This is a genomic window from Candidatus Sordicultor fermentans (genome assembly GCF_012728195.1).
GTDB classification, from domain to species: domain Bacteria; phylum Atribacterota; class Atribacteria; order Atribacterales; family Caldatribacteriaceae; genus Sordicultor; species Sordicultor fermentans.
The window spans coordinates 1-4,636 of record NZ_JAAYFP010000092.1; the positions used below are offsets into that span (position 1 = coordinate 1).

8 protein-coding genes are annotated in these 4,636 nt (G+C 40.3%); 2 read left to right on the forward strand and 6 right to left on the reverse strand.

The features are described 5' to 3' along the window. Nucleotides 1-200: 200 nt before the first annotated feature. The 5 genes from GXZ17_RS04230 to GXZ17_RS04250 form a co-directional block, all read right to left on the reverse strand. The gene (locus tag GXZ17_RS04230) at nucleotides 201-329 is read right to left on the reverse strand and encodes a hypothetical protein (RefSeq protein ID WP_409376040.1); all 129 of its coding nucleotides are present in this window, start codon (nucleotides 327-329) and stop codon (nucleotides 201-203) included. A gap of 26 nt (nucleotides 330-355) precedes the next feature. Then, nucleotides 356-685 carry a phage holin, LLH family gene (locus tag GXZ17_RS04235; protein WP_409376041.1) on the reverse strand — a complete coding sequence of 110 codons (330 nt, stop codon included), beginning with the start codon at nucleotides 683-685 and terminating at the stop codon, nucleotides 356-358. Then, nucleotides 685-1,224 (reverse strand): hypothetical protein, encoded by a 540-nt coding sequence (locus GXZ17_RS04240; RefSeq protein WP_409376042.1) that lies wholly within the window; start codon nucleotides 1,222-1,224, stop codon nucleotides 685-687. Before GXZ17_RS04240 ends, GXZ17_RS04235 begins: the two co-directional genes overlap by 1 nt. Nucleotides 1,225-1,453: 229 nt before the next feature. Beyond that, nucleotides 1,454-1,669 (reverse strand): DUF2922 domain-containing protein, encoded by a 216-nt coding sequence (locus tag GXZ17_RS04245; RefSeq protein WP_409376043.1) that lies wholly within the window; start codon nucleotides 1,667-1,669, stop codon nucleotides 1,454-1,456. Nucleotides 1,670-1,679: 10 nt separating this feature from the next. Next, nucleotides 1,680-1,895, reverse strand: a complete 216-nt coding sequence (locus tag GXZ17_RS04250; RefSeq protein WP_409376044.1) for a DUF1659 domain-containing protein — start codon at nucleotides 1,893-1,895, stop codon at nucleotides 1,680-1,682. Between the two features lie 328 nt (nucleotides 1,896-2,223). On the opposite strand from GXZ17_RS04250, the gene GXZ17_RS04255 reads away from it, so the two are divergent. Next, nucleotides 2,224-3,657, forward strand: coding sequence for an ankyrin repeat domain-containing protein (locus GXZ17_RS04255; protein ID WP_409376045.1), 1,434 nt, complete (start codon nucleotides 2,224-2,226; stop codon nucleotides 3,655-3,657). A 90-nt stretch (nucleotides 3,658-3,747) separates the two neighbouring features. After that, a complete protein-coding gene (locus GXZ17_RS04260) occupies nucleotides 3,748-3,894 on the forward strand; it encodes a hypothetical protein (RefSeq protein ID WP_409376046.1) in 147 nt (48 codons plus the stop codon). 29 nt (nucleotides 3,895-3,923) lie between these two features. Here the strand turns inward: GXZ17_RS04260 and GXZ17_RS04265 are convergent. After that, nucleotides 3,924-4,636: hypothetical protein (locus GXZ17_RS04265; protein ID WP_409376047.1), on the reverse strand; the 713-nt coding region annotated here is incomplete at its 5' end.

The following is a 4,636-nucleotide window of genomic DNA, read 5'->3' on the forward strand; positions in this document are numbered from 1 at the left end:
GAAGGTAAATAAGAGCTTTTTCACTGTTAAAATGTCCCGAAATGCACCCTTGGTGCGCCCGGCGGGATTCGAACCCTCAGCCTGCGGTTTAGGAGACCGCCGCTCTGTCATTCGGCTACGCCGAAGAGCGCAAAGCGCTTCATTATTGCATTCTTTCTCCGCTCTCTCTAAAAAACCTTCTTTATAGTCACTGGACTCGTTTATTTCTCCCAGTCAAACTTTACCACAACCTCATCGTATCCTGCAATATCTTTTAGTTTTATTTTGCTTAATTTCTTGCTAAACTTTTCTCTTTCGTATTCTCTTATTTTATCTCTATCTTCTGGCAAGAGGTGCTCTTTCACCCCTCGCCTTATTACTCCCCCACCAACTGCCTCGCTAAATTGTTCAGTGCTTGTCTCTGCAGTGCTTGATATGCTATTCTTACTTTCTCCTCTGCTTCTTTATCACTCACCCAGAAGCCTGCTTTCTGTGCTGCTGTTTTAAAGTATTCTATAGCTTCTTTGAGCTTATCTACTCCAGGACTCTCGGGGTAGTAATCATCTGCATATAAGACTGCTTCTTCTGCTATTTCAATCAACCGCTGATATCTCTGAAACTTAATCTTATCTATGCCTAAATAGCTGAAAACAGCAGTTAAAAGAGAGGGTAAAATTAAAATGAGTAAGTCTTTTATTAACTCCATTAGCTTCCTCCTGTAAATATGTTATAGAAGAACTTAACATTGCGCACCCAATGAGCGTTTAAGTTATGGGGGTCGTTATCTGCGCCTATGGGTGCATAGCGAGAGCCTAAAAAGGTGATAAAGTCGTTGTATTTGAGGGGAAACCCAGGTTTCCCCTCCGCAGAGTGTGAGCAAAGCTCATCCTCACTGCGTTCGGACAGAGCGCTCCTCTCCCCTTCCTCTAGATACTGGTGAAATCTCTTGACGTTATTTACTATTGTTTGACAGGCGTATCTACACTGAGTTTCTAAATCGGTATTTTTAGCGATGATGATGCCAAACTCAAAGCCTTTCCTTCCTTTCTCTGCTTCTCTTATAGCAAATAAAAGGGCATAAGGATTAACTGGATATTCTAACTTTCCATTATCAAAATACTCTCGAGCAATCTTCATTATGGTGGGTATTTCATCAGGAAATGAGAAGCTCTCCAGGTGGAGCTCTTCTTTATCATCTTTAAATAGAGAGAGTAAGTCTTTTAAGAGGAGTCGAAAAAACCTCATTTGGTGAGTTGATGCACAAGGAGAGATAAAAGTAGAGAGGGAATGAGGAAGGATAGAATGCTTCCCCACACTCGGAGAGCAGATATCTCCCGCTCTAAGGAGCCTAATCTATCATCGAACTTCTCTAATCGTCTATCAAGTTTGTTGAGTGTTCGCTCCAAGCTCTTATCATAGGTAACAGGGAGAGGCGTAACCTCTCCCTTAGTGCTCTTTTTCTTAGTAGTGGTGCTCATACCTCAAATAAGGTAGTTTCAGTGGTATCAACTATGGTAGCTCTTACTTTAGATACTATATCACCACCGGTGGTGGCAAAGACGTTTTTAGCTATGATATCGTCCATCACTGTCTGCACTTCACTTGCTGTGATACCTGCTTTGGGGTTTTTCAAGCTAAAAGTAACGTTGCTTCCTCCTGCATTAGCAAAGACCATCTTTAATGTCTTCATTGTTCACCTCCTATACCATCAACTTATCTTCTTCTAAATAGATACCCTCTAAATCATAACCACACAGAGAAGCTATCCCATTGGCTACATCGTAGATGTCATCGTGGGAAGCATCTTCTTTCACTTTACTGAAAGACTGGGTGGCATATTTAGGATTGCCCGTATCAGTAAAGCCAACCTGAAAACGTAACCTTATTCTGTTAGGTAGCTCGGTAATAATTGCCATTAAAACACCTCCTTTAATAGTATTTGAGGGGAAACCCAGGTTTCCCTACTTATAAAGAGATGTGGGCGACAGGAAAGGTGATTCTACGGTGTAGAACTACAGTAGCACCTTTTTATAACACCCCCGGAGAGAAACCAAAGCCATTTTCTTCTTCGCCACACCAATTTCTGTGCTCGGTGTTTTAGGCCACAAAAGCTTTATCGCCAGGCTATACAAAGAAGCCGATTACTTCGCCTACCTCGTGCACGAGTGGCTGGAGGAGGAGGGTTTGTAGGTTTGATATAATCTTCTTACAAAGGAGATACAGAAAGATAAGGGAGGGATATAAATGAAAAAGACTCTATTAGTTATCCTTCTTATAATCTCCTTTATCTTAGCTGGTAGTGTATCAGCTATAGGAGAGGAAGACTTCTTTGAGTTAGTAAAAACCGGAACTCCTGATGAAGTGAAAAAAGCCATCGATGCGGGAGCTGATGTGAATGCACGGACGACAAAGAAAATAGAGGGTTTTAGAGAGGTAGAGGGTGTTACTCCACTGATAATGGCTGCTCGGTATAATCAAAATCCTGAAGTGATTAAAGTCCTTTTAGGAGCTGGGGCAAATGTAAACACCAGAGATGCAAATGGTTTTACTCCACTGATGCATGCAGCAGAGAATAACCAGAATCCTGAAGTGATTAAAGTTCTCATTGATGCCGGAACTGATGTAAATGTTCAGACTGAAGATGGCTATACTCCACTAATGCGGGCAGTTATTTTGAATCAAAATCCTGAGATTATAAAAGTCTTGTTAGAAGCTGGAGCAGATTTAAATGTGAGAGGTAAACATGGCTTAACTCCACTGATGTGGGCAGCTGGTGGGAACCAGAACCCTGAGGTTATAAAACTACTATTAGATGCCGGAGCCGATGTGAATGTTCAGAATAAAGATAGCATGACTCCACTAATGTTTGCAGCTCAGTGTAACCAAAATCCTGAAATTATAAAAATACTTGTAGATGCTGGGACAGATATAAATGCCAGAAGTAAAAATGGCATGATTCCGCTGATGTATGCCGCAAAAGACAACCAGAATCCTGAGGTTATTAAAGCACTATTAGATGCGGGAGCAGATGTTAATGCGAGAGGTAAAGATGGCGTTACTGCACTTATGCGGGCAGCTGCTTTTAACCAAAATCCTGAAGTTATCAAAGTCTTATTAGATGCCGGAGCTGATGTAAATGCACGGACGACAAAGAAAATCGAGGACTTCGGAAATGCAGAGGGTACTACTCCACTAATGCTGGCTGCTCAGTATAATCAAAATCCTGAGGTTATTAAAGTTCTTTTAGGAGCTGGAGCAGATGTTAATGCGAGAGATAAAAAGGGCGGGACTTCGCTTATGCGGGCAGCTGGCTTGAATCAAAATCCTGAAGTTACTAAAGCGTTTATTGATGCTGGAGCAGATGTGAATGCCAGAGATAAAATTTTGGGTTTTACTCCACTTGTGCTTGCAGCTGGTTGGAACCAGAATCCTGAAGTTATCAACCTACTATTAGATGCAGGAGCTGATGTTAATGCGAGAGATAAAGATGGCGTTACTCCACTGATGTGGGCAGCTTTATTGAATCAAAATCCTGAAATTACTAAAATACTTCTTGATGCTGGAGCAGATGGAAAAGCCAAGAGCAATGTAGGCAAAACTGCTTTTGACTATGCCGAAGGAAACGAACACATCAAAGACACTGAAATCTACTGGCTCTTAAACGATGCTCAGTATTGAGCTCTAAGGGAAACTCAAAGCGAAGCGCACTAACTTTGCGATGTGGATAATATATTGGAGTTAGATGGAAATACTAAGGAGGTTTATTAGATGAATCCTATCGAAGAAAATGCAGGCAAAATATTAATGGCATTGGTAGAAAAAGGAATAGGAAGAGCTGGAGAGAAAATTATTGATGAGGAATTCCACCAAAAATTAGAAAAGATGATAGAACGCGCTATTTCTAAAAAAGGATAGAGTTAGATACTGCTTTCTCCTAATGGCGGTTATATCCCGTTATTTTTGTCTAATTTTTTTGAACACCTCTCTATCCGCTTTTCCCAATCACCAGCCCACCCTTGCTCTAAAGCTGCCTTTGAAATTTGAATTGCAGCTTCAAAATTTTTACGTTTTTCCTCAATTATAGCCAACTGTTCAAAACCCTTATGAGCTGGCAAAGGACTGTCTTTATATTCTCTTTGAAAAGCAATTTTAGCTTTGGGGGATATTTCTATCTGCTGTTTACAAGCTTCAATTGCTTTCTCCAGTGCATCAGGGTCGTTATCTCGATTTCTGTAGTATATTTCTATTTTGCTCTGGTACAAAAAGTGGATGTCTAAAATGTTACTTGATTCATCTATCATTTCTTCTGCCTTTTTGATAATTCTATATGCTATTGTTCTGTCATCTTTTTTACTAAACCAGCTCGCAAGAGCTGATAATAAGCCAACAGGAGTTTCGCTTGTATAGGAAATATTACCTTTAATTAAAGATTCTCCGCTTGAACCAAATGGTTGAAATGTTTTTATGATATGTTCTCTTCCCTCTACCGAAAAATTTGATAACCACCAATCACTAAGCCCAAAATATCCGATTTTTCCTTGAATTTGCTTTGATTCTTTTTTGAAAATATTAAATATACTCAAAACAGAACCAAGCCTTTTATCCCCAATCCAGAAGCTTTTCTGGCTATTTCTCTTCCTTATCTTCGGCTGCAAAC

Excerpts from the sequence above, each read along its gene's own strand:
- GXZ17_RS04235 (WP_409376041.1), bottom strand. The coding sequence starts at position 685 with ATGGAGTTAATAAAAGACTTACTCATTTTAATTTTACCCTCTCTTTTA.
- GXZ17_RS04240 (WP_409376042.1), bottom strand. The coding sequence starts at position 1,224 with ATGAGGTTTTTTCGACTCCTCTTAAAAGACTTACTCTCTCTATTTAAA.
- GXZ17_RS04245 (WP_409376043.1), bottom strand. The coding sequence starts at position 1,669 with ATGAAGACATTAAAGATGGTCTTTGCTAATGCAGGAGGAAGCAACGTT.
- GXZ17_RS04250 (WP_409376044.1), bottom strand. The coding sequence starts at position 1,895 with ATGGCAATTATTACCGAGCTACCTAACAGAATAAGGTTACGTTTTCAG.
- GXZ17_RS04255 (WP_409376045.1), top strand. The coding sequence starts at position 2,224 with ATGAAAAAGACTCTATTAGTTATCCTTCTTATAATCTCCTTTATCTTA.
- GXZ17_RS04260 (WP_409376046.1), top strand. The coding sequence starts at position 3,748 with ATGAATCCTATCGAAGAAAATGCAGGCAAAATATTAATGGCATTGGTA.